Source organism: Micromonospora sp. SL4-19, from assembly GCF_047921475.1.
Lineage (GTDB): Bacteria > Actinomycetota > Actinomycetes > Mycobacteriales > Micromonosporaceae > Micromonospora.
In genome coordinates, this window is sequence record NZ_JBLROB010000003.1 from 88,411 (window position 1) to 111,602 (window position 23,192).

General features: G+C 72.0%; 26 protein-coding genes and 1 riboswitch. Of the genes, 12 read left to right on the forward strand and 14 right to left on the reverse strand.

Annotation, left to right across the window (positions count from 1 at the left end):
• Positions 1 to 86 precede the first annotated feature (86 nt).
• On the forward strand, positions 87 to 2,198 hold the full coding sequence (locus tag ACNAVT_RS06350) for an amino acid transporter (RefSeq protein WP_416293733.1): 2,112 nt from the start codon (positions 87 to 89) through the stop codon (positions 2,196 to 2,198).
• Positions 2,199 to 2,307: 109 nt separating this feature from the next.
• Here ACNAVT_RS06350 and ACNAVT_RS06355 read toward each other — a convergent pair whose 3' ends face one another.
• From ACNAVT_RS06355 to ACNAVT_RS06375, 5 genes are all read right to left on the reverse strand, one after another.
• Positions 2,308 to 2,514, reverse strand: coding sequence for a hypothetical protein (locus ACNAVT_RS06355; RefSeq protein WP_416293735.1), 207 nt, complete (start codon positions 2,512 to 2,514; stop codon positions 2,308 to 2,310).
• A 119-nt stretch (positions 2,515 to 2,633) separates the two neighbouring features.
• Complete coding sequence (locus ACNAVT_RS06360) at positions 2,634 to 3,836, reverse strand: low temperature requirement protein A (RefSeq protein WP_416293736.1); 1,203 nt, start codon at positions 3,834 to 3,836, stop codon at positions 2,634 to 2,636.
• Positions 3,837 to 4,036: 200 nt separating this feature from the next.
• The gene (locus ACNAVT_RS06365) at positions 4,037 to 4,645 is read right to left on the reverse strand and encodes a helix-hairpin-helix domain-containing protein (protein WP_416293738.1); all 609 of its coding nucleotides are present in this window, start codon (positions 4,643 to 4,645) and stop codon (positions 4,037 to 4,039) included.
• Positions 4,646 to 4,819: 174 nt separating this feature from the next.
• Entirely contained in the window at positions 4,820 to 5,272 is a 453-nt protein-coding gene (locus tag ACNAVT_RS06370; protein WP_416293740.1) for a hypothetical protein, read from the reverse strand.
• Positions 5,273 to 5,434: 162 nt separating this feature from the next.
• Positions 5,435 to 6,268, reverse strand: a complete 834-nt coding sequence (locus tag ACNAVT_RS06375; protein ID WP_416293742.1) for an alpha/beta fold hydrolase — start codon at positions 6,266 to 6,268, stop codon at positions 5,435 to 5,437.
• A 59-nt stretch (positions 6,269 to 6,327) separates the two neighbouring features.
• On the opposite strand from ACNAVT_RS06375, the gene ACNAVT_RS06380 reads away from it, so the two are divergent.
• Positions 6,328 to 7,017: a TetR/AcrR family transcriptional regulator gene (locus ACNAVT_RS06380; protein ID WP_416293744.1), complete on the forward strand. Its 690-nt coding sequence runs from the start codon at positions 6,328 to 6,330 to the stop codon at positions 7,015 to 7,017.
• A gap of 72 nt (positions 7,018 to 7,089) precedes the next feature.
• Entirely contained in the window at positions 7,090 to 7,566 is a 477-nt protein-coding gene (locus tag ACNAVT_RS06385) for a dethiobiotin synthetase (RefSeq protein WP_416293746.1), read from the forward strand.
• Between the two features lie 9 nt (positions 7,567 to 7,575).
• Here the strand turns inward: ACNAVT_RS06385 and ACNAVT_RS06390 are convergent, their stop codons facing one another.
• Both ACNAVT_RS06390 and ACNAVT_RS06395 read right to left on the reverse strand, forming a co-directional pair.
• A complete protein-coding gene (locus ACNAVT_RS06390) occupies positions 7,576 to 8,262 on the reverse strand; it encodes an HAD family hydrolase (RefSeq protein ID WP_416293747.1) in 687 nt (228 codons plus the stop codon).
• Positions 8,259 to 8,651, reverse strand: coding sequence for an MmcQ/YjbR family DNA-binding protein (locus tag ACNAVT_RS06395; protein ID WP_416293748.1), 393 nt, complete (start codon positions 8,649 to 8,651; stop codon positions 8,259 to 8,261). The genes ACNAVT_RS06390 and ACNAVT_RS06395 overlap by 4 nt, the downstream gene beginning before the upstream one ends.
• A 147-nt stretch (positions 8,652 to 8,798) precedes the next feature.
• Here ACNAVT_RS06395 and ACNAVT_RS06400 point away from each other — a divergent pair, with 147 nt between their 5' ends.
• Positions 8,799 to 9,056: a hypothetical protein gene (locus ACNAVT_RS06400; RefSeq protein WP_416293750.1), complete on the forward strand. Its 258-nt coding sequence runs from the start codon at positions 8,799 to 8,801 to the stop codon at positions 9,054 to 9,056.
• Positions 9,057 to 9,129: 73 nt separating this feature from the next.
• On the opposite strand, the gene ACNAVT_RS06405 is transcribed toward ACNAVT_RS06400, so the two are convergent.
• The 4 genes from ACNAVT_RS06405 to ACNAVT_RS06420 all read right to left on the reverse strand — a co-directional run bounded on the left by ACNAVT_RS06405 (position 9,130) and on the right by ACNAVT_RS06420 (position 13,736).
• Positions 9,130 to 10,566, reverse strand: a complete 1,437-nt coding sequence (locus ACNAVT_RS06405) for a glycine hydroxymethyltransferase (protein WP_416293752.1) — start codon at positions 10,564 to 10,566, stop codon at positions 9,130 to 9,132.
• A gap of 18 nt (positions 10,567 to 10,584) precedes the next feature.
• A riboswitch (ZMP/ZTP riboswitch) is annotated at positions 10,585 to 10,674 on the reverse strand.
• 69 nt (positions 10,675 to 10,743) lie between these two features.
• Entirely contained in the window at positions 10,744 to 11,244 is a 501-nt protein-coding gene (locus ACNAVT_RS06410; protein ID WP_416293754.1) for a hemerythrin domain-containing protein, read from the reverse strand.
• 115 nt (positions 11,245 to 11,359) lie between these two features.
• Positions 11,360 to 12,844 (reverse strand): S8 family peptidase, encoded by a 1,485-nt coding sequence (locus ACNAVT_RS06415; protein ID WP_416293756.1) that lies wholly within the window; start codon positions 12,842 to 12,844, stop codon positions 11,360 to 11,362.
• A gap of 187 nt (positions 12,845 to 13,031) precedes the next feature.
• Positions 13,032 to 13,736 carry a histidine phosphatase family protein gene (locus tag ACNAVT_RS06420; RefSeq protein WP_416293758.1) on the reverse strand — a complete coding sequence of 235 codons (705 nt, stop codon included), beginning with the start codon at positions 13,734 to 13,736 and terminating at the stop codon, positions 13,032 to 13,034.
• Positions 13,737 to 13,871: 135 nt separating this feature from the next.
• Here ACNAVT_RS06420 and ACNAVT_RS06425 point away from each other — a divergent pair, with 135 nt between their 5' ends.
• The 3 genes from ACNAVT_RS06425 to ACNAVT_RS06435 all read left to right on the forward strand — a co-directional run bounded on the left by ACNAVT_RS06425 (position 13,872) and on the right by ACNAVT_RS06435 (position 15,603).
• Positions 13,872 to 14,102, forward strand: coding sequence for a hypothetical protein (locus tag ACNAVT_RS06425; protein WP_416294183.1), 231 nt, complete (start codon positions 13,872 to 13,874; stop codon positions 14,100 to 14,102).
• A gap of 152 nt (positions 14,103 to 14,254) precedes the next feature.
• On the forward strand, positions 14,255 to 14,584 hold the full coding sequence (locus ACNAVT_RS06430) for a hypothetical protein (protein WP_416293760.1): 330 nt from the start codon (positions 14,255 to 14,257) through the stop codon (positions 14,582 to 14,584).
• 35 nt (positions 14,585 to 14,619) lie between these two features.
• The gene (locus ACNAVT_RS06435; RefSeq protein WP_416293762.1) at positions 14,620 to 15,603 is read left to right on the forward strand and encodes a DNA polymerase domain-containing protein; all 984 of its coding nucleotides are present in this window, start codon (positions 14,620 to 14,622) and stop codon (positions 15,601 to 15,603) included.
• A gap of 4 nt (positions 15,604 to 15,607) precedes the next feature.
• Here the strand turns inward: ACNAVT_RS06435 and ACNAVT_RS06440 are convergent, their stop codons facing one another.
• Positions 15,608 to 16,114, reverse strand: a complete 507-nt coding sequence (locus tag ACNAVT_RS06440) for an Lrp/AsnC family transcriptional regulator (RefSeq protein WP_416293764.1) — start codon at positions 16,112 to 16,114, stop codon at positions 15,608 to 15,610.
• Between the two features lie 72 nt (positions 16,115 to 16,186).
• Between ACNAVT_RS06440 and pdhA the strand changes: the two genes are divergently transcribed.
• From pdhA to ACNAVT_RS06465, 5 genes are all read left to right on the forward strand, one after another.
• A complete protein-coding gene (gene pdhA / locus ACNAVT_RS06445; protein ID WP_416294184.1) occupies positions 16,187 to 17,392 on the forward strand; it encodes a pyruvate dehydrogenase (acetyl-transferring) E1 component subunit alpha in 1,206 nt (401 codons plus the stop codon).
• On the forward strand, positions 17,392 to 18,396 hold the full coding sequence (locus ACNAVT_RS06450; protein WP_416293766.1) for an alpha-ketoacid dehydrogenase subunit beta: 1,005 nt from the start codon (positions 17,392 to 17,394) through the stop codon (positions 18,394 to 18,396). The genes pdhA and ACNAVT_RS06450 overlap by 1 nt, the downstream gene beginning before the upstream one ends.
• A complete protein-coding gene (locus tag ACNAVT_RS06455) occupies positions 18,381 to 19,763 on the forward strand; it encodes a dihydrolipoamide acetyltransferase family protein (protein WP_416293768.1) in 1,383 nt (460 codons plus the stop codon). Before ACNAVT_RS06450 ends, ACNAVT_RS06455 begins: the two co-directional genes overlap by 16 nt.
• A 273-nt stretch (positions 19,764 to 20,036) precedes the next feature.
• Positions 20,037 to 21,302, forward strand: coding sequence for an Ig-like domain-containing protein (locus tag ACNAVT_RS06460; protein ID WP_416293770.1), 1,266 nt, complete (start codon positions 20,037 to 20,039; stop codon positions 21,300 to 21,302).
• A gap of 198 nt (positions 21,303 to 21,500) precedes the next feature.
• Positions 21,501 to 21,851, forward strand: coding sequence for an STAS domain-containing protein (locus tag ACNAVT_RS06465; protein WP_416293772.1), 351 nt, complete (start codon positions 21,501 to 21,503; stop codon positions 21,849 to 21,851).
• A 74-nt stretch (positions 21,852 to 21,925) separates the two neighbouring features.
• Here the strand turns inward: ACNAVT_RS06465 and ACNAVT_RS06470 are convergent, their stop codons facing one another.
• The gene (locus ACNAVT_RS06470) at positions 21,926 to 22,294 is read right to left on the reverse strand and encodes an FKBP-type peptidyl-prolyl cis-trans isomerase (protein WP_416293773.1); all 369 of its coding nucleotides are present in this window, start codon (positions 22,292 to 22,294) and stop codon (positions 21,926 to 21,928) included.
• Between the two features lie 159 nt (positions 22,295 to 22,453).
• The gene (locus ACNAVT_RS06475) at positions 22,454 to 23,029 is read right to left on the reverse strand and encodes a hypothetical protein (RefSeq protein ID WP_416293775.1); all 576 of its coding nucleotides are present in this window, start codon (positions 23,027 to 23,029) and stop codon (positions 22,454 to 22,456) included.
• Positions 23,030 to 23,192 lie beyond the last annotated feature (163 nt).

Here is a 23,192-nt window from a genome sequence, read left to right on the forward strand (position 1 = left end):
CCCTGATGATCTTTGCCGGTTGTCGGGTTCCGACGGGCGGCGCCGCCGGTAGCGCCTACGGTCGATTCAGGGCTGAAGGGGTGCACATGGCGGAGGGATGGGACGGGGCGGCGCAGCCCCGGCGTCCGCGGGGGCGACGCAACCAGGCGCGGCCTGCCGCGGAGGATCGCGCGCTGCGCGCGGCCCGCGACCCGGACCACGGTGACCGCGCCGGCCGCGGGTCGAACCGGATCCCCGCCTGCATGGAGAGCCCCGTCCGGCCGCGTGAGCCGGCCAGCCCGCTGAGCCGGTGGCTGTTCCAGCACCGGGTGCAGCCGGTCGGCCCGGAGACCCGGGAGCATCAGGCGCCCGCACACCCCTGGTGGCAGGTGATGTGCCTGACCGGCGTCGACTACTTCTCCAGCCTCTCCTACGTGCCCGGTATCGCCGCATTGGCGGCCGGGGCGCTTTCTCCGCTGGCCACCCTGCTGATCGTGGCGCTGACCCTGTTCGGGATGCTGCCCATGTACCGACGGGTGGCCGGGGAGAGCCCGCACGGCCAGGGCTCGGTGGCCATGCTGGAGCGGCTGCTGCCGTTCTGGCGTGGCAAGATCTTCGTGCTGGTGCTGCTCGGCTTCGTGGCCACCTCGTGGATCGTCACGATCACGCTGTCGTCCGCCGACGCCACGGTGCACCTGCTGGAGAACCCGTACCTGCCGAAGTCGTTTCCGCACGGCGACACTGCCCCGGTGGTGGTGACCGGGGTACTGCTGCTCATCCTCGGTGGCGTGTTCCTGATGGGGTTCCGGGAGGCGGTGCGCGTCGCCATCCCCCTCGTCGCGGTCTTCCTCGTGCTGAACGCGGTGATCGTGGTCGTGAGCCTGTCCCACATTCTCGCCGACCCGGCGGTGGTCAGTGGCTGGACGCAGCGGTTGACCACCACCACCGGTGGGATCGGCGGCCTGGTTCGCACGTCCGTGCTGGCCTTCCCACTGCTGGTGCTGGGACTCTCCGGTTTCGAGACCGGGGTCAGCATGATGCCGCTGATCAAGGGACACGGCGGGGACACCGAGGCGCGGCTGGAGGCGCGGATCCGCAACGCCCGCAAGCTGCTCGCCGCTGCGGCGTTGATCATGACGGTCTATCTGATCACCACCACGTTCGTCACCACGGTGCTGATCCCGCCGCAGGAGTTCCAGCCCGGTGGGGCGGCCAACGGGCGGGCGTTGGCCTTCGTCGCGCACGAGCACCTGGGCGAGGTCTTCGGCACGATCTACGACATCAGCAGCATCCTCATCCTCTGGTTCGCGGGCGCCTCGGCGATGGCCGGTCTGATCAACATCGTGCCCCGCTACCTGCCCGCGTACGGCATGGCGCCGGAGTGGGGGCGGGCCATCCGCCCCGTGGTGCTGGTCTACACGGCGATCAGCATCGCCATCACGGTCGCCTTCCGGGCGGACGTCAACGCCCAGGCCGGCGCGTACGCCACCGGGATCCTGGCGATGATGGTCTCCGGCGCGATCGCGGTGACCATCTCGGCCTACCGGGCGCGGCACCCCTTCGCCGGGCTCGGCTTCACGGCGCTCAGCGCGGTGCTGCTCTACGCCCTCACCGAGAATGTGATCACGAAACCGGACGGTATCGCCATCTCCGGCCTGTTCATCGCCGGCATCATCGCCGTCTCGCTGATCTCCCGGGTGTCCCGGACCACCGAGCTGCGTGCCGAGCGGATCGAGTTCGACGAGGCGGCCCGGCGGTTCATCGACGACTCGGTCGCCCACGACGGCCGGCTGCACCTGATCGCGAACAAGCGGCAGAGCGGATCGCTCAAGGAGTACCGGGTCAAGGAGCGCGCCCAGCGCGGGATGAACCCGGTGCCGGGCGCCGCCGACGTGCTGTTCCTGGAGATCGACGTCACCGACCCGTCGCAGTTCAGCCAGGTCCTGCGAGTGCACGGGGTGGAGGTCGGGGGCTACCGGATCCTGCGGGCCGGCAGCCCAGCCGCACCGAACGCGATCGCCGCCATCCTGCTGGCGCTCCGCGACGCCACCGGGGTCCGCCCGCACTGCCACTTCGAATGGTCCGAGGGGAATCCCATCGCCCACCTGCTGCGCTACCTGATCCTCGGCCGCGGCGACACCCCACCCGTGGTCCGGGAGATCATCCGCAAGTCCGAGCCGGACCCCGCGCGCCGTCCCGGCATCCACGTCGGCGGCTGATGTCATGTCCGGTCGAGACGGCTCCCCTCTCAAGAGCCCCGCAGGCGGGTCCGGAACCGACGAGGCCCGCGCCTCGGGGGAGCGGGCGCGGGCCGAAGGGTGCGGTGGCCTACTTGGACGGTTCGGGGAGCTTGCAGTCCACCTTGGGGTTGGCGCCGATGTAGTTCAGCGGGCCGGCCACGATGGTGACCAGGATCGTGCCCGCATGGGCACAGTTGGTGTCCTCGTTGGCGTAGTAGCCGCGCTGTCCGGCGGCGATCGCGCCGATGATGAGCCAGATGACGACCAGGACGCCGGCTATCGAGGTGCCACGCATGAGTTGCCTCCACGGGGGTTGTGGTGGATCCGAGGTGGAGGCCATGTACCCAGATCGGGTGAGCGGTCAAACAGCGCCCGGGTGACGACGCGGCCGATTTCGATTATCAGCGGGCTGGCTCAGTGCGGCGGGGACGGGTCCTCCGGCGGGCGGCCTCGGCTGCGTAGGTAGTCGGCGACGGCCACGCCGGCCAGCACCAGCATGGCCCCGAACGCGGCGAAGAATGGCGGCACGAAGAGGACGGCCGGCGCGATGGTCAGCAGGGCCAGCAGCCCACCGGGGCGGGAGAGCGACACCCGACTGAACACCTCGTACTCGAAGGCGGCGCGACCGGCCAGGAAGATCGTCGGCCCGCCGAGGATGATCGCCGCCCAGGCCGGCGGCGTACGCCCGGTCGGCTCGTGCAGCACCAGGTCGAAGCCGGCGGCGGTGGTCACCACGCCGGCCACCATCAGCAGATGGGTGTACGGCGCGGTGACCAGGAACCGGCTCGGGCGCCTCGCCCGGGAGATGGCGCTCGGCAGCAGTTCGCCGGACTTGTGCACGTAGATCCGCCAGAGCAGCAGGGTGCTGACGAAGGCGACCGCGAACGCGCCGATGTTCTCCCCCTCGGAGTGGTGGAGACTGAACATGGTGCCGGTGACCAGGATGGCGTCGCCCAGGGCGACGATGAAGAACTGCTGGTAGCGCTCGGACAGGTGCTCGGCGGTGACCGTCCGCTGGGCCTCGGGCACCACCCCGAGCCCGGGCACCGGGTAGGCGAGCCGGAAGCCGAGATAGTCGATGCCCAGCGCCAGCGCCCAGAGTGTCTCCCGGGCGTAGCCGTGCACCACGCCGCCGATCAGCCAGGGGATGGCGGAGACCGAGAACCAGAGGAAGATTCGGGCCGCCCGGCGCTGGGCCTGTGGCCGGTGCCGGGCCGTGGGCATGAGGAACAGTCCGCGTCCGAGATGGATCGCGACGTATGTCCCGGCGAAGACCAGGCCCCGGGCCTCGAACGCCTCCGGGATGGCGGTGGTCATCAGCAGCGCGCCGAACATCACCACGGCGATGAGCAGCTTGATCTCGGGGCGCTGCGGGTCGTACATGTCGGTGACCAGGGTGGTGATCGCCCAGGTCCACCAGATCGCCATCAACAGGAGCAGGGACTGGAAGGCCCGCTCCCAGGACACCTCAGTGATCAGGTGGCGCGAGATGAGGGCGAGCGCCACCACGTACACCAGGTCGAAGAAGAGTTCCAGCAGGGTCACCCGGCGGGGTGCGTCAGGATCGCGGACCAGGGCCGGCCGGTCGGCGGATGGCTCCGGCGTGGCGAAGGGCACGAACTGCTCCTGCGGTGGCGGGATCGGCGCGGCGGGCCGTCCGGCCCGTCACCGACGGTAGCGACGGCCGCGACGACTCGTGTCCGGATTCGTGCTTTCCATCGACGGGGAGGTGGGCCCGGGCCGGCGGTGACGGTCGGTCACCACCGGCCCGGGGACGGGTTCAGACGTTCCCGCCGGCTCCCGCCGGGAGCACCCGGTCAGCCCTCGGCACCGGCAGCGGCCAGCACCTTCGCCTGCTGCGACCAGGTCGCCAGGCTCGGCGCGGCGCGCAGGCCGGCGGCCTTGATGGTGTCGCGCAGCGTTGCCTCGTCCAGCTCGGCGAGCTGCTGGTAGGTGCGGATGCCGGCGCCCTGGAGGGCGGCGGCCATCTTCGGCCCGATGCCCTGGATCCGTCGGAAGTCGTCAGCGGCCTCGTCGGTCGCGGCCGGGGCGACGCCGCCGTCCACCTCGGCGGGAGCGCCGTCCTCGACAGCGGCACGCGGCGCGGGGACCACAGGCTGCTCCGGCGCCGCGGACGGCGCGGCCTCGGCGACGGGCTCAGGCTCGACGGGGGCGACCGGCTCGGTGCTGGCCGTGACGGCAGCCGGCTCGGCGGGGGCGGGTGGAGTGGTGGGTTCGGCGGGCGGGGGAACTTCGTCGACGACGGCCTCCGGCCGCTCCTGGTCAACGGTGGCGGTCGCCGGGGCGTTCGCCTCGGCGGCTCGGGGGTCAGCCTCCACGGTGGGCGTCGCCGGGCCGGTGGCGGTCCGGCGACCGCTAACCACCCGCCAGGCCACCTGCAGCCATTGCCCGAAACTCGACGGCACGGTCAACTCCTCCTAGGTACGTACGTGAACGACAATCGCGAGGAAACTCGGGGCAGCTTCGCACACGTACGTCGGAGAAGACAGCGAGGTCGGCGGCTTCCGCCGCTGGTGGGACGGGTCGTGCCGGTGACGTGACCGAGCGTGTGTACGGCCCGGTGATTCGTGGGCGGGCGTTCACGTGTCGTACTCGCCGCTGTCCCAGGGCTTGGTGAAGGCCATGTAGTTGCCCGGGTGCAGCTCGACCCACCAGGAGTCGTCCTCGTCCTCGGGCGGGCGGGGGATCAGGCCGAAGGTGGTGCCGAACCGCTCCACCGCGAACGGCGCCACCTCGATCCGGCCGTAGGTCACCGGGCCGAGCTGAGCCAGCCGCTCCTCGTACGTCTGCCGCCGGGCGTCGCGGTCCATCAGGTGCCGCGGGCCGAACGCGTCGATCGCGGCGTCGAGCAGCCGACCCGTGGCGTCGAACAGGAAGCGGGCGACGAACTCTGCACCCCCGCCGGTCTCCGCGTCACCGGGCTCGAACGGCGTGGTGAGGAAGAACTGCCGGCCGTCGGCGGTGTGCCCCACGTGTTCGGCGTGGTAGTCGTCGTGGTCGATCGCGATGAGCTGCGGCGGCCCGTCGGTCATCGGTGCGCTCCCTGCTGCCGTCGGCGGGCGCCGAGCGGCGTGCGGAGGGTACCAACCGGCACCGACGTTCGAGCCGGTCAGGACGCCGCGGAGCGCGAACCCGGCGCCGGCCCGCCTGATGATCAAGGCGGGCAGCAGCCCGTCGCGACGGTGGGCGGCGGGTCACCTCGGCGCGCGAGGTGCTGGCGTCGCGGCGAAGAAGGTGGCGATCGGGTCGACGAGCCTCGGCGGCGCGATGGCGATCGCGTTGTGGGCGCAGCGCGGAACCCGCAGCGCCCGAGCCCGGGGCAGGACGCCGGCCAGGATCTCGTCGACCTCGGCGTAGTAGGCCGCCGCCTTGGCCCCGCAGGCCAGCAGGACCTCGGCCGTGATCCCCGCGTACTCTTCCGCCGGTCCGTCGTGCTCCTGAATCTGCCGGGTTTCGCGGAGCGTCATGGACAGCAGGTCGCCCATCGTCCGCCCGATCGGCGTGCGGAGGAACACCCGGCAGACCGCGGTCTGCACGCCGATTGGCAGCTTCGACGCCCCGGACTGCGGGTTGACGCCCGCTCCCACGATGGCCATCGCCCGGGGGATGTCCCCGGCCCGGATCGCCTCCTCGGCCGGGTCGAGGAACGCCGTCGGCAGTCCGTGGCCGGCGAGGCAGATGGGCGCGTCGTAGGTCACGACCTGGTCCAGCGGCAGCTGTAGCGCGGCCCGCAGGACGACGAACGCGCCGTAGCTGTGCCCGATCACCCGGCGGGCGCCGGTGTGCGAGAGCACCGCGCCGAGGTCCTCGATCTCCTGCTCGACCGTGTACGGCTCGCGCCTCGGCGCGGCGTCGGCCCGGCCGCGCCGGTTGTACAGATGGACCGTGAACCGATCGGCGAGGCGCATGGCCAGCCGGCGGTACTCGTTGATGGTCACCCCGCCCCCGTGCACCAGCACGATGCCCGGTCCGTCGCCTGTGGAGTGCAGGACGATGCCTGCGCCGTCCGGTGCCGTGATCCGCTCCATGGCTGCTCCCCTCGCCCCCATCGAAACCGCGAACGGTGTTTGCAGTTTACAGTTGTCTGGTGAGTGGCGCACCTACGAATTCCAGCGACGACGATTCCGCCGGCCGGTCGATCTGGACGCGGCCGCACCGGGGCACCCGTGGCCCCGCCCCGATCCACGGCAGGGACGCCATCGTCGCCGCGGCAGTGGAACTGGCGGATGCCGGAGGGCTGGGGGCGGTATCGATGCGTGCCGTCGCGACCGCGCTCGGGATGGCCGCCGGATCGCTCTACCGGCAGCTGTCCTCCCGCGAGGATCTGCTGGACCTCATGGTCGACCGGGCCGTGGGCGAGTTGGCGCCGTATCCGGAGGCCCTCGGGAGCTGGCTGGACGAGTTGCTGCTGGTGGCCCGCCGCCAACTGGCGCTGTACCGGCGGCACCCGTGGCTGTCCGACGCGATCGGGCGCCGAACGGCGCCCGGACCGAACACCCTCGCCTACTTCGACAACTGCCTACGCATCCTGCAACCGCTGCGCTGCGGCGCCGCCGCGAAGTTCGAAGCGATCGCCATGGTCACGGGTTTGGTCTCGCTCTTCGCCCGCAGCGAGGCGGCTTCCGGGTCGCTCGCCTTCGACCACGTCGACTTCGCGGCGTATCCGCACCTCACCGCCGCGTTCGCCGCCCCGGCGTCGCCCGCACCCCGTGACGACCTGTTCGACAGAGCCGTACGTGGCGTCCTGACCGCGCTCCTCGACCCCAACCCCGCCTGACCCATTTCGGCCGGGTCGGTGGCGGGTGGAGAGGGCCGGCACGGCCTGCGGATTCGCGGCGACAATGGCGGGATGCGGGTGCAGGTGGCGGTGTGCGGGCCGGCGGAGGCGACGCCGGCCGAGACGGCGTGGGCCCGGCGGGTGGGGGAGTTGCTGGGCGAGCGGGGAGTCACCGTCCTCTGCGGCGCGGGCGGCGGGGTGATGGCCGCGGTCGCCGCCGGCGCCCGCTCCTGCGGCGGCCTGGTCATCGGGGTACGCCCCGACGACGGCACCGATCCCGGCCCCGCCGAGGCGTCCGTGTCCGTGGTGACGAACATGGGCCAGGCCCGCAACGCGATCCTGGTGTGGAGCGCCGACGCGGTGATCGCGGTCGGCGGCTCGTGGGGGACCCTGAGCGAGGTGGCGCTGGGCATGCGGCGCGGTGGGGTCCCGGTGGTCGTGCTCGGCGGCTGGCGGGTCATCGACGTCCACGGCGACCCGGTGCCGGGGCCGATCCCGGTCGACAGCCCGGAGGACGCGGTCCGGGTCGCGCTCGGGGAACCGCGCTGACCGCGCCGATCAGCAGAGCAGCGACAGCAGGTCCCGGGGACGGCCGGCGCTGAGATCCGCCGCCTCGCCGGGGTCGTACTGGTGGCCCCAGCCGGCCGCCACCGCCACCGCGCCGCTGCCCCGCGCCGCCCGCAGGTCGAGCGGTGAGTCGCCGACGTACGCGGCGCGGCCGGGGGCGAGGCCCAGCAGGCGGCAGGCCAACTCGACGCCGTCCGGGGCCGGCTTGGGACGCGGGACCTCGTCCCCGCCGAGGACGACCCGGAAGTGCCCGAGCAGGCCGACCCGATCGAGCAGGATCTCGGCCGCGCGGTGGCTGGCACCCGTGAACAGGCCGACCGGCACCCGGGCCGCGACGTCCGCGAGCACGTCGGCCACACCGGGATAGACGGTCACCCGCTCCGCGAGCGCGGCCAGGTGGGCGTGGTAGCTGGCCAGGTCCGCGTCGGTGGCCGGACGCCGGAGCAGGTGCGCCAGCAGCGCGGACGGGGGGCCGAGCGGATACCCGGAGATGATCTCGGCGTCTGAGGGCGCCGGCCCGCCGCCGTCCAGGACGGCCGCTCGGTAGGCCGCGGGCACCACCGCGTGCGACTCGATCAGGGTGCCGTCCATGTCGAAGACGATCCCGTCCACCCGCGTGTGCCCCTGGTGGGTCGTCGGGGTCCGATCCGGCGTACCGGGACGCGGGGGCGCGCTCACCGGGTCTCCGCCCGGTGCGCGGCGGCGAGGCGCTTCGGGGCGCGGGCGTACCACGCCTCGGCGACCAACTCGGTCAGCTCCTCGACGTCGATCCGGTCGAGCCGGACCAGCACGGCCGGGTAGCCGTCGAAGTGCGGGGTGGTGAAGTAGATCGTCGGGTCGTCGGCGAGCAGCGCCTCCTTGGCGCCCAGATCGGGCGTCCGGACGCCGAGGATCGGTCCGTCGGGGGCGGCGGTGCCCAGGGCCTCGAGATCGGCGCGGCGCAGCGGACGTTCCCAGACGAAGGGCTTGTCCCGCACCCGCCAGGCGGGCAGGTCGTCGTGGGAGCCGCGCTCGGTCGTCTCGGGCAGGGCGAGCGCGATTCGGCGTACGTCATCCCAGGTCGCCATGGGTCGACCATAGTGGGCTCAAGCGGTGTGGCACAGGGGTTCCGTGCCCGAGCGGCCGCACGTGCCGACGCCGCACCAGCGGCGCATCCCGCTGTCCCGCCACCACCCGTGTGCCTGGGCCCGGAAGAGACCGTAGATAATGGACGAATGGCTGCCTGGGAGTACGCGTTGCTGGTCCGCCGCTATCAGGGGCAGGGCCGCAATTTCCACGTCTCGTTCGTCTGGTACGCCCCGGACGGGTCGCGAACCGACGTGACCCCGTACGGCGACACCGCGATCGCGCACCTCAACCGGGTCGGCCGGGACGGCTGGGAGTTGGTCTCCGCCGCCGAGGACGTGAACAACGTCCAGGGCAGCACCGAGGTGCACCGCTACCACCTCAAGCGCCCGCTCCCGGTGCGCTGACGACCGGCGAGCCCCACCGACGACGCGCGACGCCCCGCCCGGCGGGGCCGGGCGGGGCGTCGGGAGGCCAGGATCAGCCGAGGTCGACGGCGGGGTAGAGCGGGAAACCGGTCAGCAGCTCGCTGGCCTGCCCGCTCACCTTGTCGGCCAAGGCCGGGTCGAGCACATACTTCGCCTTCGACGGGGTGCCGTCCGGGTTCGACCCGGGGGTGGTCTGGGTGAGCACGTTGTGGATCAGCTCGGCGGTGGCGTCCATCTCGGCGGTGCCCAGGCCCCGGCTGGTCAGGGCGGGGGTGCCGATCCGGATGCCGGAGGTGTACCAGGCGCCGTTCGGGTCCTGCGGGACGGAGTTGCGGTTGGTTACGATGCCCGAGTCGAGCAGCGCCTGCTCGGCCTGCCGGCCGGTGAGGCCGTAACCGGAGACGTCGATCAGCACCAGGTGGTTGTCGGTGCCGCCGGTGACCAGCTTCGCGCCGCGGCGCAGCAGCCCGTCGGCGAGCGCCTGGGCGTTGTCGACGATCCGCTGCGCGTAGTCGGCGAAGTCGGGGCGACGGGCCTCGGCGAGGGCGACCGCCTTGGCGGCCATCACGTGCGGCAACGGGCCGCCGAGCACCATCGGGCAGCCGCGGTCGACCTGGTCGGCCAGCTCCGGGCCGCAGAGCACCATGCCACCGCGCGGGCCGCGCAGCGACTTGTGGGTGGTGGTGGTGACGATGTGCGCGTGCGGCACCGGGTCGAAGTCGCCGGTGAAGACCTTGCCGGCGACCAGGCCGGCGAAGTGCGCCATGTCGACCATGAAGGTTGCCCCGACCTCGTCGGCGATCTCCCGCATGATCCGGAAGTTGACCTTCCGGGGGTACGCCGAGTAGCCGGCGACCAGGATCAGCGGCTTGAACTCGCGGGCCGCCTCGGCGACCTTGTCGTAGTCGACCAGCCCGGTCGCCGGGTCGGTGCCGTAGCTGCGCTGGTCGAACATCTTGCCGGAGATGTTCGGGCGGAAGCCGTGGGTCAGGTGGCCGCCGGCGTCCAGCGACATGCCGAGCATCCGCTGGTTGCCCAGTTCCCGGCGCAGCGCGAACCAGTCCGCCTCGGTCAGTTCGTTTACCTGGCGTACCTGGGCCTTCTTCAGGGCGGGGGACTCCACCCGGTCGGCCAGGATCGCCCAGAACGCGACCAGGTTGGCGTCGATGCCCGAGTGCGGCTGCACGTACGCGTGGGCCGCGCCGAACAGCTCCCGGGCGTGCTCGGCGGCCAGCGCCTCGACGGTGTCCACGTTCTGGCAGCCGGCGTAGAAGCGACGGCCGACGGTGCCCTCGGCGTACTTGTCGCTGAACCAGTTGCCCATGGCCAGCAGGGTGGCCGGGGAGGCGTAGTTCTCGCTGGCGATGAGCTTGAGCGACTCGCGCTGGTCGGCCAGCTCCGCCCCGATGGCGTCCGCCACCCGCGGCTCGACGGCGCGGATCACCTCCAGCGCGCTGCGGAAGGCGGTGGATTCGGCGTTCAGCGACATGCGACCTCCTGATGACGTGCGGAAGGCCCAGGCGCTCGGCGTGCGTCCTCGTGACGGGACCGCTCCCCGATGGTGATCCATCCCCACGCGCCAGTAACGGCCCGCGCCGATCCTACCGGGTACGCCGTCGCCCGCCCGGCCCACCTCCGGCCGACCGGGCTGGTCACGTCAGGTTCCTCAGGCCGTCACGGCGTCCAGCGACTTCTTGAGCGCCTTCGGCGCGGCGGGGTTCTTCGGCGCCTTCCGGCGCAGCTCGATCATGCGCTCGCCGATCTCCTGCAACTGGTTGCGCCCGAGCGCCTCGCGCACCTTCGGGAACCACTCCTCCTCTTCCTCCTGGACGTGGTGCAGCACGTTCTCGATCAGCACGGTCGTCTTGGCGTTGTAGCGCTCGTCGTCCGGACCCATGGCGAAAAGCTCGAAGCAGAGCACGTCCGCCACGTGGTGCTCCTCGTACGACTCGAGGATGTCGTCCTCGATGTCCGGCACGAGCCGGCGGACCTCGGGGTACATCACCTCGTTCTCCAGGTAGGTGTGCGCCGTGAGCGCCTCGAGGATCTGCTTCACCAACTTCTGCCGCTCGCTCGCCGGCGCCTCCTCAGCGTCCTGGAACGCCTTGAACAGGCGGCGCATCTCCTTGTGGTCTTCCTTGAGCAGGACGATGGCATCAGTGGACACCGGGTGACCTCCTAGAGTCGGCTGATGCCGCCCCCGGTACCCGTGCTCCGGCCAGCGCAAACAGCAGGACGGGGCCCGGCGTTGCCGCCGGACCCCGTCGCTGGTGGTGCGGGTGTTACTTCACCACGTTGTAGGCGTCGACCATGCCGAAGCCGTAGAACCCGTTACGCGCGCCGCCGGAGCAGGTCGCCTCGTAGGTGTTCGCGTTGTTCGGCCACAGCGGCGTCGGGTTGTAGACGCCCTGCGGGCAGGACATCCCGACCGCCGTGCGCTCCAGGAACGACGACAGCTGGCCCGGGGTCATCCCCGGGTGCGCCGAGAGGGCCAGCGCCGCGACACCGGTGGCGTGCGGGCCGGACATCGACGTGCCCTGCTTGTAGCCCCAACCGTTGGTCTTCGTCGCCGTGTTGAAGGTGGTCGACAGAATCGCGTCGGTGGAGGTGGAGCGGAGGCCCTGCGTCCGGATCCGGGAGTCGCCACCCGGCGCCGTCACGTCGATGGTCCCCTGGCCGTACGAGGAGTAGTAGCTCTTCTCCCCGGTCGGGCCCACCGCACCGACGGTCACCACGCCCGGCGCCTCGGCCGGCAGGTCGAGGCAGGCGTTGGTGAGGTTCTCGCGGTTCTCCGGCGTCCCGTTGTTCGGGCTGCCGGTGTCGGTGATCTTGTGCGCGAGGTCGTAGTTCGAGTTACCCGCGGACGCGATGTTCAGCACGCCCTTGCTCTGCGAGTAACGGATGGCCCGCTGCACGGCCTGCCACACCGGACGCTGGCGCGCGTCGTTGCGGCAGTTGAGCTCCCACGGGTCGATGTAGTAGCTGTTGTTGGTCAGCTGCATCCCGTGGTCGGCGGCCCACAAGAACCCGCAGACCGCAGCCTCCGGGTAGATGTAGCCGTCGTCGTTGACCACCTTGACGGCGGCGACCTTGACGCCCGGCGCGATACCGGTCACGCCGACGCCGTTGACGGCGGCGGCGATGGTGCCGGCCACGTGGGTGCCGTGGTCGCTGGTGGTCGGGTTCCACGCCGCCTCGGCGGTGTTGGTGACACCACCGATGCAGGAGGTGCTCTTGTCCTTGGCGATCTGGGTCGCCAGGTCGGGGTGAGTGCTGGAGATACCGCTGTCCAGCACGCCGACCACGACGTTCGAGCTGCCCGTGTTGACGGCGTGGGCCTGCGGGACGTGGATCATGTTCATGTCCCACTGCTGGCCGTACATCGGCTCCTTGGTCGGGTCGCCGGTAGCGTTGGCGACCTCTTCCGCGGAGACCTCGACGGTCTCGCCCTCTTCGAGGGCGGTGCCCAGCCCGGCGGTGGACGCGACCGAGTCGACGCCCACGCCCGCCACCTGGGTGACGAAGTTCGGGTTGGTCGACCGGACGACGAGCACGCCGATCTGGTCGTAGCTGGCCACCACGGTACCGTTGGCGGCCGCCACGCGGGCGGCGGCCTTGTCGGTCTTGCCGTTCGGCGGCGCGAGGACCAGGAACGTGTTGTCCGGTCCGGTTGCCGCCGCAGGCGACAGCCCGCCGGTGATGGCGAGGCCGACGCCGAGCGTCACGACGGACGCCGCGGCCAGTGTCTTGTGACGGAGGTTCTTCACACAAACTCCCTGGGGGCCGTTCCAGCCGAGCCCCACTGCCTGGCGGGAAGCGGGCCGGCGGAAAGCGAGCGGGGGTGCTCGCTTTCGAAGGGATCAGCGTAGACACCCCTTGTGGCGTTACACACAGCCGTTCGGTCAGACCAGAAGTGTCAGATGTCTGGCTTGGGCCGAATGGGCATTGACCTGGTCATCTGTGGTATGCGGCGGCCGGCCGGTGCAGGTGGGCCACGTCGTTGAACACGTCCGGGGTCAACCGGCCGGTGGCGTCGGCGGACCAGCCGGTGATCGAGCAGTTGGCGATGACCTGTTCCCGGGCGAGCACCATCAGCTCGGCCTCGGTGAGCCCCTCCACCAGATACCGGAGCACGAAGACCAGGGCGTCGTGGCCGAAGAGCAGCACCCGCCCACCCTCGTGGTCCCGGCGCAGGTCGCCGAGGAGGGCGCGCAGCCGCAGCGCCACGTCGGGCCAGGACTCGCCGCCGGGCGGCCGGTAGTAGAACTTGCCGAGCCGACTGCGCCGCGCCGCCTCGGCCGGGTACCGCCGCCGCACGCCGTGCCCGGTCAGCCCGTCGAGGATGCCCAGGTCCCGGTCGCGCAGCCGCTCGTCCCGGATCACCGGCACGTCGGTGCCCGCCAGAGCCAGCTCGGCGGTCTGCACCGCCCGCAGGTACGGCGACACCACGGCCAGCTCCGGCCGGCGCGCCTCGGGCAGCCCCGCCAGCCAGCGGCCGGTGGTCCGGGCCTGCTCCCGCCCGGTGGGGGACAGCGGCACGTCCGCGTCCCGCTGGGGCGGCTCGACCAGCTCGGCGCCGGACGCCTCCGCCGCCGTGGCCGCCACGTTCGCCGTGCTCTCGCCGTGCCGGACGATCCAGAGCGCCGCCAGTTCCGCCATGCGCCCTCCGGTACCCGGGGCCACCCGGGGTAACCGTGCCGGCCGGCGGCGCACCCGGTGGGCGTGAAGGGGACGTAGCCGGGTAAGCGGGCTGTCCACGGAAGGGCGACACAGGGGAGGTGTGCCGTGGCAACCATGGTCCGAGAGCCGATGAGCCCGGTGAAGGACAAGAACTACGACCTGATCCACGAGGTGCAGCTGTCACTCAAGCACATCTTTCAGCTGGAGACGTACATCGCCGACGCCGAGGATCGGGGCGACAAGGAGCTCGCGACCTGGTTCCGGAAGATCCAGGAGAACAATCGGAAGGCCAGCGATCAGGGCAAGAAGATGCTCATGGACAGGCTCCAGCGGGAAGGCGGCTGACCGGTACGCCACGGCCGGGGTGGGTGCGACCACCCCGGCCGGCGCGTACGGATTCCGTTGTCCGGCGCTCGGCGGGGCAGCGCCCGATGGCATCGACCGGACAGAATGTCGTCCAACGTACCGGGGTGGGCCCGGTCGGGGGAGGGCGACTCATGTCGACGGTCATCAGGGGCCTGCGGGAAGCACTGGTGCTCTTCCTGGTCGCGGTGGTCGCGATCGGGGCCATGGTGGGGATCTGGGTCGCGGTCAGCGGCGGTGACTTCACCCACCGGCTCGGGGTGGCGTTCATGCTGGTCGGCGCGGTGATCGGGATGACCGGTGACCTGACCCTGAGCCGGATCGGCATGCTGGACGCCCGGTCCGCCTTCGGGCTCGCCCCCGAGCGGGAGGACGCCGGCGGGGGCCGGGTGCTCACCGGCGTCGGCATCTTCCTCTTCGTCTCCGTGCCGCTGATCGCGCTCGGGGTCCTGCTCGTCGCCTGACGACCTCCCCGCATGGCGGCGGTCGGCGTCGTACGGTGTGGGGCGTGGCGACCACGGCGGCCGAGGAGATCCGGGTGGGGGAGCGGCTGGTGCGCGTCTCCAGCCCCGACAAGCCCTACTTCCCCGAGCGGGGCCTGACCAAGCTGGACGTGGTCCGCTATTTCCTCGCCGTCGGCGACGGCATCCTGCGCGCCCTGCGGGACCGGCCGACGATGCTGGAACGCTGGCCGCGCGGCGTTTTCGAGGGCGCCAAGATCGCCACCCGACAGGACAACCGCGGCGACGCGTTCTACCAGAAGCGGCTGCCGGCGGGGGCGCCCGACTGGGTGCGGACCGCGCACATCACCTTCCCCAGCGGCCGGACCGCCGACGAGGTCGCCCCGAGCGAGCTGGCCGTGGTGGCCTGGGCGGTCAACCTGGGCACCCTGCGCTTCCACCCCTGGCCGGTCTCGGCGAGCGACGTGGAGCACCCGGACCAGCTCCGCATCGACCTGGATCCGATGCCCGGCGTCGAATTCGCCCAGGTCGTCCCGGTCGCCCACGAGGTACGGGCGTTCCTCGACGAGCTGGGGCTGGTCGGCTACCCGAAGACCACCGGCGGCCGGGGGCTGCACGTCTATCTGTCCATCGAGCCGCGGTGGAGCTTCGGCGACTGCCGACGGGCGGTGCTGGCGCTGGGCCGGGAGATGCAGCGGCGGCTGCCCGACCTGGTCACCACCACGTGGTGGCGGGAGCAGCGGGACCGGCCGGTCTTCGTCGACTACAACCAGATGGCCCGCGACCACACCGTGACGTCGGCGTACTCGATCCGGCCCACCCCGCGGGCCCTGGTCTCCGCGCCGCTTGACTGGTCGGAGCTGGACGACGCGCGGCCGGAGGATTTCGACGTGGTGAGCCTGCCGGCCCGGTTCGCGCAGCGGGGCGACCCGCACGCGGGCCTGGACGACCGCCGGTTCTCCCTGGAGCCGCTGCTGGAGCTGGCCGACCGGGAGGGCCTGGCGGCGCCGCCGGAACGCTGACCGCCTACGACCAGGGGCTCTGCGTCCCGTCGAACTCGCCGAAGACCAGCCAGGTCCGCGTCGACAGCACCCCGGCGATGCTCTGGACCCGCTCCAGCACCACGTCCCGCAGGGTGGCATTGTCCGGCGCCCGGACCAGGGCCAGCACGTCGTGCTCGCCGCTGAGCAGCGCCGCGTGCTCGATGTAGCGGACCTGGGCCAGCTCGGCCGACACCTCCCGCCAGGTGTTCTGCTCGATGGTCAGCGCGATGTACGCCGACGTGCCCAGCCCGGCCGGTTCCGGCGCCACCCGCGCCTGGAAACCGGTGATCACCCCGTCCCGCATCAGCCGCTCCACCCGGGCGTACGCGTTGGTGCGCGAGACGTGCACCCGTTCGGCCAGGGTCCGGATGGAGAGCCGGCCGTCGCGGGCCAGTTCGTGCAGGATCCGCCGGTCGACCTCGTCCAGCGGCCCGGCCGAACGTCCCGTTCCGCCCGCCACGCCCGGTGCGGGGGTGGTCTCCTGGCTCATGAGTCGCTCCTTGTCATGCCATTCGTCCCACGTTCAACCGGCAACTTGAGTCAATCATCCGACGGCGGAAGCATAGGTCCACCACACGTCCAGGAGGTCCCCGTCGTGACGACCACACCCCAGGCGGTCCGCAGGGCATCCCCCCGCACCCGCCGGAAGGCCACCCCGGCCGTCCCCGATCCGTCGGCCGGCCTGCTGCCGCGCACCGAGCCGGTCCAGCTGTTGAACCCGGACGGCGCCCTGCTGCCCGCCCGGGACGACTACCCGGAGCCGCCCGTCGAGGCGCTGCGCGAGATGTACCGCCGGATGGTGGTCGGTCGCCGCTTCGACGTGCAGGCCACCGCGCTCACCAAGCAGGGCCGGCTCGCCGTCTACCCGTCCTCGCGTGGTCAGGAGGCGTGCCAGGTCGGCGGAATCCTCGCGCTGCGAGACACCGACTGGGTCTTCCCGACCTACCGCGAGTCGATGGCGCTGACCGCCCGGGGCATCGACCCGGTCGAGGTGCTCACCCTGCTGCGTGGCGACTGGCACTGCGGGTACGACCCGGCCGCCCGGCACACCGCGCCGCAGTGCACCCCGCTCGCCACCCAGTGCGTGCACGCCGCCGGCCTGGCCTACGGCGAGTCGTACCAGGGGCGGGACACCGTGGCGCTGGCCTTCATCGGCGACGGCGCCACCAGCGAGGGCGACTTCCACGAGGGGATCAACTTCGCCGCCGTGTTCAAGGCGCCGGTCGTCTACTTCGTGCAGAACAACAAGTACGCGATCAGCGTGCCGCTGTCCCGGCAGACCGCCGCGCCGAGCCTGGCCTACAAGGGCGTCGGGTACGGGGTGCCCAGCGAGCAGGTCGACGGGAACGACCCGGTGGCCGTCCTCGCCGTGCTCACCCGCGCGGTGGAGCACGCCCGGTCCGGCAAGGGGCCGTTCCTGGTCGAGGCGCACACCTACCGGATGGAGCCGCACACCAACGCGGACGACCAGACCCGCTACCGGGACGCCGAGGAGGTCGAGGCGTGGCGGGACCGTGACCCGATCGCCCGGCTGGAGGCGTACCTGCGCGACCGGGACGCGCTGGACGACGACGCCGTCGCGGCCATCGCCGACGAGGCCGAGGCGTACGCCGCCGCGCTGCGCGAGCGGATGAACGCCCAGCCCACGGTCGACCCGCTCAGCCTCTTCGACCACGTGTACGCGGAGCCGACCCCGCAGCTGGTCGAGCAGCGCGAGCAGGTCCGTGCCGAGCTGGCCGCCGCCCGCGACGAGGAGGGGGACGCCTGATGGCCACCATGACCATGGCGAAGGCGCTCAACGCCGCGCTCGCCGACGCGCTGCTGGACGACGAGCGGGTGGTCGTCTTCGGCGAGGACGTCGGGCAGCTCGGCGGCGTCTTCCGGATCACCGACGGGCTCCAGGCCCGGTTCGGCGACAAGCGCTGCTTCGACACTCCACTCGCGGAGGCCGGCATCGTCGGCTTCGCCGTCGGTCTGGCCATGTCCGGGCTGCGGCCGGTGGTGGAGATGCAGTTCGACGCGTTCGCGTACCCGGCGTTCGAGCAGATCGCCTCGCACGTGGCGAAGCTGCGCAACCGCACCCGCGGGGCGCTGAGCGTGCCGATCGTCATCCGGGTGCCGTACGCCGGCGGCATCGGCGGCGTCGAGCACCACTGCGACTCCTCCGAGGCGTACTACGCGCACACCCCCGGCCTGAAGGTGGTCACCCCGGCCACCGTCGAGGACGCGTACTCGCTGCTGCGCGAGGCGATCGACGACCCGGACCCGGTCGTGTTCATGGAGCCGAAGAAGCTCTACTTCTCCAGCGCCGAGGCGGAGCTGCCCGCCCGTACCGCGCCGTTCGGCAAGGCCGTCGTACGCCGGGCCGGCACCGACGCCACCCTGGTCGCGTACGGCCCGGCGGTGCCGGTCGCGCTGGAGGCCGCCGAGGCCGCCCGCGAGGAGGGCTGGGACTTGGAGGTCGTCGACCTGCGCACCATCGTGCCGTTCGACGATGCGACCGTCACCGCCTCGGTCCGCAAGACCGGCCGGTGCGTGGTGATCCAGGAGGCGCAGGGCTTCGCCGGCGTCGGCGCGGAGATCGCCGCAAGGGTGCAGGAGCGTTGTTTCCACGCCCTGCACGCCCCGGTGCTGCGGGTGTCCGGTCTCGACATCCCCTACCCGGCGCCGATGCTGGAGCACACCCACCTGCCCTCGGTGGACCGGGTGCTGGACACGGTGGCCCGCCTGCAGTGGGACGACCAGCCGGACACGAAGTGGGTGGCCGCATGACCACCACGACCGGGACCCGCGACTTCCTCCTGCCCGATCTCGGGGAGGGACTGAGCGAGGCCGAGATCGTCGAGTGGCGGGTCGCCGTCGGCGACGTGGTCACCGTGGACCAGACCGTGGTCGAGGTGGAGACCGCCAAGGCGGTCGTCGACGTGCCCTGCCCGTACGCCGGCCGGGTCGTCGCCCTGCACGGCGCGGCGGGTGAGGTCCGTCCGGTCGGCCAGCCGTTGATCACCATCGCCCCGCTCGACGGCGACGGCGCCGACGAGCCCGCCGGGCACGCCACCTACCGCGAGGAGGAACGTGCCGGCTCCGGCAACGTCCTGATCGGGTACGGCACCGGCCACGGCGGCTCCGGCCGGCGGCGCAGTCGGCCGCGCCTCGCGCTGGCCCCGGAGCCCGCGGTCGCCGCGCCGGCCCCGACCGGCTCGGCCGCGGCCGGTGCCCCCGGTCCGGACGCCGCGCCGGCCCCGTCCGGCGCTCTCGTCATCTCGCCGATCGTTCGACGGCTGGCGAAGGAGCGCGGTGTCGACCTGGCGTCGCTGCGCGGCACCGGGCCCGGCGGGGTGATTCGCCGCGCCGACGTGGAGGCCGCGCTGGCCGCCCCGACGGCGCGTGTCACCGCCGCGCCGGTAGCGCCCGAGGCGCACGTCGAGCTCGCGCCGACCGGCGCCGGGGACGTGGTCATCCCGCTGACCGGCATCCGCAAGGCGATCGCCGACAAGCTCTCCCGCAGCCGGCGGGAGATCCCCGAGGTCACCATCTGGGTGGACGTGGACGCCACCGGGCTGCTGGAGACCCGGGCCGCGATCAACGCCGCCACCCCGGACGCGCCGGTCAGCATCCTGGCCCTGCTGGCCCGGATCTGCCTGAGCGGCCTGCGGAAGTATCCGCAGCTCAACGCGCACGTGGACACCGAGGGGCAGCGCATCATCCAGTCGGCCGGGGTGCACCTGGGCATCGCCGCGCAGACCGACCGGGGCCTGCTCGTCCCGGTGCTCCGCGATGCCCAGCGGCTGACCACCCGGGAACTGGCCGCCGCGCTGGCGGAGACCACCGCCGCCGCGCGGACCGGCACCCTGCCGCCGGCGCGGCTGACCGGCGGCACCTTCACCCTGAACAACTACGGGGTGTTCGGGGTGGACGGCTCCACCCCGATCATCAACCACCCGGAGGCCGCGCTGCTCGGCGTCGGCCGCATCGTGGACAAGCCGTGGGTGGTCGACGGGCAGCTGGCGGTCCGCAAGGTGACCCAGCTCAGCCTCACCTTCGACCACCGGGTCTGTGACGGCGGGGTGGCGGGCGGCTTCCTGCGCCACATCGCGGACTGTGTCGAGCAGCCCGCCCTGCTGGTGGCGAACGTCTGAACCCCGCACGGGGCCGGTCACCCTTGGGGGTGACCGGCCCCGTCGTGCGTTCGTACCACGACGAGGACCGGGACTGACCGGCCCTCTCCGGCACGCCCGGTACGCCGCCACCACCGGCGCCGAATCCTGGACATTGCCTCCTCGGAGCGACCTGCGCGACACACCGGCGACGAAATGCACCTGGTTTCGCGAGCATTTCTCTGGGAAGAGCGCCGTGGTCCGGAAAGCGCCGTACAGAATGTGGTCAAGGGGAGTGGAAATGGGGGGCCGAATATGGATGTGAGGCGACGATTCACGCTATTGGCGGTAACCATGGCTACCACACCGCTGGTTGTCGCCGGCTGCACGGCCGGGCCGAAGGCGGTGAAGTCGGGCCAGGAGAAGAAGCCTCCGTCGCTGACCGTGACACCGGCGGACCACACGAAGGACGTGCCGATCAGCGCCGAGGTGGGCGCCACCGTCAGCGGCGGGAAGATCACTGGGGTCCGGCTCACGGACGACAAGGGCGCGCAGGTGCCGGCCGAAGCGCGGGAGGACGGCTCGAGCTGGGTGCCGAGCCAGCCGTTGCAGAATTCGCGGACGTACACCGCGGAGGTGACCGCGACCGGCGACGCCGGGAAGACCACCACGCAGAAGACCACGTTCACCACGGCCGCGCCATCGACCAAGTCGGCGGTCACCAGCACTCTGTATTTCACCGACAATCAGACGTACGGGACGGCGATGCCCTTGGTCGTCAAGTTCGACCCGGCGATTCCGAAAGAGGCCAGGGCGGACGTGCAGCGACGATTGTTCGTGAAGACGGATCCACCGCAGCCGGGCACGTGGTCGTGGATAGCGGACGGCACCCAGGTCGAATACCGGGCACCCGATTTCTGGAAGACGGGCACGAAGATCAGCGTGCGAAGCGCCCTGCAGGGACTGCCGATCGGCAAGGACGCCATCGGTGACGCGGACCACACCGCGACCTCGAAGATCGGCCGGCAGGGGTCGCTCGAGATCGACAACGCGACCAAGCAGATGTCGGTCTTCGAGGACGGCAAGCTGCTCAAGAAGATCCCGGTGAGCCTCGGCAAGGAGAGCACGCCCACCTCCAGCGGCAAGATGGTGATCATGGAGAAGTTCGACCGCACCACCTTCGACACCCGGGGCGACCCGAACGGTGGCTACGTGGTCGACGTCGACGACGCGCAGCGCCTCACCTGGGGCGGCGAGTTCATCCACTCCGCGCCGTGGTCGGAGGGGGACCAGGGCAACGCCAACGTGTCGCACGGCTGCACCAACGTCTCGGCCGAAGCCGCGCACTGGCTGATGGGCGTCACCCAGGTGGGCGACCTGGTGACGGTCAAGGGCACCGAGGTGAAGTTGGACCAGGGCAACGGCTTCACCGCCTGGAACGCCAGCTGGGACGACTTCGCCAAGGGCAGCGCGCTGCCCGTACCGGCGGGGCTGAAGCCCTCGCCCAGCTCCACGCCGCACCCGGGCGCGGTGGCCGGCGGCTCGGCGCCCGCCCCCGCCCCCTCCAACAGCGGCGGCTGACCACCAGGGGGAGGAACAACCACGGGCCGGCCCGCCACCACGGCGGGCCGGCCCTTGTCCGTCCGTTCAGGTCGATCCGGACACGGGGACGACCACCTGAGGGACCACCCCGAGGGCCTCGGGGTCGGACCCGGGGCGTTCCCGGATTCCGGTTCGGACGGGTGGGAAGTGTCGGTCCCGGGGGATAGGTTCCACGGCATGGAGCAGCGCAGCGACCGGTTCCACGTGGAGATCAGCGTGGCCGACCACGTGGTGGACGTCCGGGCGGTCGGCGAGATCGACATCGCCACCGTCGGGTCGTTCCGGGCGGCGCTGTGGGCCGCCCCCGCGCGGCCGGTGCTGAGGCTGGACCTCTCCGGTGTGCGGTTGCTGTCCGCGGCCGGGGTGCGCGCGCTGGTCGCCGCGCACCTGCGGGTCCGGGCCCGGGGTGGCGAGCTGGTGCTGGTCGACCCCGACCCGGTGGTCGGCCGGGTGCTGCGCGCCACCGGGCTGCACCGGGTGATGCCGGTCCGGGAGTCGGCCCCGGCGGCGGAGCTGGTCCCGGCCTGATCCAGCCACGTCGGAGACGGCCCAGGGCCGCCGGCACGGGTGCCGACGGCCCTGGCGCGGGTCGGGTCGCGGGGTCAGCGGACGCCGAGCAGGTCCACCACGAAGATCAGCGTCTCGTTCGGCTTGATGGCGCCCCCGGCGCCACGGGCGCCGTAGCCCAGGTGCGGCGGGATGGTCAGCTTGCGCCGGCCGCCGACCTTCATGCCGACCACGCCCTGGTCCCAGCCGGCGATGACCTGGCCGCCGCCGAGCGGGAACTCGAACGCCTCACCTCGGTTCCACGAGGCGTCGAACTCGCGGCCGGTCGAGTGGGATACGCCGACGTAGTGCACGTTGGCGAGCTGGCCGGGGCGGGCCTCCGGGCCCTCGCCGACCGTGATGTCCTCGATGACGAGATCGGCGGGCGGCGCGCCCTCGATCGGGCCAACCTCGGGCTTCTCCATGAGCGGGTCTCCTCGGTGGTTCCGGATGCGGTCCCCGTCGATCCTGCCGGATCGTGACCGGCCGATACGCGCCGGTCCCCGCCGCGGGGCGGCGGCGGGGACCGGGGCAAACGAGATGGCGGGCGCCACCTTCGGTGACGCCCGCCCGGTTCGATCACTTCACCTGAGCCAGGGGAGCCGCTGGACGATGGGGAGCCTCGCCCAGGCCCGGCCGAGTCCGAGGGTGTTGCCGGCGCCGACCAGCGCGAGCCCGGCCAGCACACCCGCGTAGATCAGGTGGTCGTCCATGAACGGGTTGTTCGCGGGGGGCAGCACGACCGTCCACATCATCACCAGCAGGGCCACGCCGGCGACCGCGGCGACCCGCATCCCGATGCCGAGGACCAGCGCCAGGCCGATGGCCGCCAGGCCGAGCATGAACAGCCAGTCCGCCCAGGCCGCGCCGGCGATCCCGTGGTAGAAGCCCTCGAACGGGCCCTTGGCGCCGAAGGCGAGGAAGCCCTTGGTGGGGCTGCCGCCGTTGATCCAGGCGTTCTTCGCCGCGGTCTCGTGTCCCAGGCCGAACACCTTGTCCAGGAAGGCCCAGAGGAAGACCCAGCCGAGGGCGATCCGCAGGCCGGCGAAGACGTACCGGGCGGCCTTCTGCCGGGTGGGCTCGACGTCGCGGGTGGTCTCGGCCTCCGGAGCGATGGTGTTGGCGGTGATCCGCTCGATCGTCGCGGTCATGGTGTCCACGTCCCTTCCTGTGCCTCGCACCGCGCCTTTCCGGTGGCACCTTCATTCCACCTCCGCGGCGCGGCCGCGGGCAGGGCCGACCGGGCCGCTCCTGACCGGGACCTTGTACCCCTCCCGGCCCGGTCCGGTCGGCCTCTCCCGGCCTGCCGATCGCCTCTGACCA

Excerpts from the sequence above, each read along its gene's own strand:
- ACNAVT_RS06450 (WP_416293766.1), top strand. The coding sequence starts at position 17,392 with ATGGCCACCATGACCATGGCGAAGGCGCTCAACGCCGCGCTCGCCGAC.
- ACNAVT_RS06370 (WP_416293740.1), bottom strand. The coding sequence starts at position 5,272 with ATGACCGACGGGCCGCCGCAGCTCATCGCGATCGACCACGACGACTAC.
- ACNAVT_RS06465 (WP_416293772.1), top strand. The coding sequence starts at position 21,501 with ATGGAGCAGCGCAGCGACCGGTTCCACGTGGAGATCAGCGTGGCCGAC.
- ACNAVT_RS06350 (WP_416293733.1), top strand. The coding sequence starts at position 87 with ATGGCGGAGGGATGGGACGGGGCGGCGCAGCCCCGGCGTCCGCGGGGG.
- ACNAVT_RS06470 (WP_416293773.1), bottom strand. The coding sequence starts at position 22,294 with ATGGAGAAGCCCGAGGTTGGCCCGATCGAGGGCGCGCCGCCCGCCGAT.
- ACNAVT_RS06400 (WP_416293750.1), top strand. The coding sequence starts at position 8,799 with ATGGCTGCCTGGGAGTACGCGTTGCTGGTCCGCCGCTATCAGGGGCAG.
- ACNAVT_RS06460 (WP_416293770.1), top strand. The coding sequence starts at position 20,037 with ATGGATGTGAGGCGACGATTCACGCTATTGGCGGTAACCATGGCTACC.
- ACNAVT_RS06395 (WP_416293748.1), bottom strand. The coding sequence starts at position 8,651 with ATGGCGACCTGGGATGACGTACGCCGAATCGCGCTCGCCCTGCCCGAG.
- ACNAVT_RS06385 (WP_416293746.1), top strand. The coding sequence starts at position 7,090 with ATGCGGGTGCAGGTGGCGGTGTGCGGGCCGGCGGAGGCGACGCCGGCC.
- ACNAVT_RS06355 (WP_416293735.1), bottom strand. The coding sequence starts at position 2,514 with ATGCGTGGCACCTCGATAGCCGGCGTCCTGGTCGTCATCTGGCTCATC.
- ACNAVT_RS06420 (WP_416293758.1), bottom strand. The coding sequence starts at position 13,736 with ATGGCGGAACTGGCGGCGCTCTGGATCGTCCGGCACGGCGAGAGCACG.
- ACNAVT_RS06440 (WP_416293764.1), bottom strand. The coding sequence starts at position 16,114 with ATGAGCCAGGAGACCACCCCCGCACCGGGCGTGGCGGGCGGAACGGGA.
- ACNAVT_RS06430 (WP_416293760.1), top strand. The coding sequence starts at position 14,255 with ATGTCGACGGTCATCAGGGGCCTGCGGGAAGCACTGGTGCTCTTCCTG.
- ACNAVT_RS06425 (WP_416294183.1), top strand. The coding sequence starts at position 13,872 with ATGGTCCGAGAGCCGATGAGCCCGGTGAAGGACAAGAACTACGACCTG.
- ACNAVT_RS06375 (WP_416293742.1), bottom strand. The coding sequence starts at position 6,268 with ATGGAGCGGATCACGGCACCGGACGGCGCAGGCATCGTCCTGCACTCC.
- ACNAVT_RS06405 (WP_416293752.1), bottom strand. The coding sequence starts at position 10,566 with ATGTCGCTGAACGCCGAATCCACCGCCTTCCGCAGCGCGCTGGAGGTG.